Origin of the sequence: Deinococcus alpinitundrae (assembly GCF_009982895.1) — a bacterium.
Taxonomy (GTDB): domain Bacteria; phylum Deinococcota; class Deinococci; order Deinococcales; family Deinococcaceae; genus Deinococcus; species Deinococcus alpinitundrae.
Genome location: NZ_WXZL01000396.1, coordinates 1 through 226, shown reverse-complemented (window position 1 = coordinate 226; position 226 = coordinate 1). Strand labels below are relative to the sequence as shown.

Genomic DNA, 226 nt, shown 5'->3' with positions numbered 1-226 from the left:
ACCCTACCCCTGGTCTGGACGGCCCTCCCCCACGACGGCAACAGCCGCACCGATCATCGTCTAGACCTGGTGAAGCGACTGCTGAAGGCCCTTCCAGCGAGACGCTGGAAGGGCCTGGTGGCCGACCGTGAGTTCATTGGTGGGGCATGGTTTGCGTTCTTGCGTGAGCAGGGCATCAAATGGGCTCTTCGGATCCGCAAGGACGCTGTAGTGGACGGGCTGCGCA

1 protein-coding gene is annotated in these 226 nt (G+C 63.3%); it reads left to right on the top strand.

Annotation, left to right across the window (positions count from 1 at the left end; genetic code table 11):
• Nucleotides 1–9: 9 nt before the first annotated feature.
• A partial coding sequence (locus GUI70_RS23885; RefSeq protein WP_306468324.1) for a transposase occupies nucleotides 10–226 on the top strand: 217 nt, incomplete at its 3' end.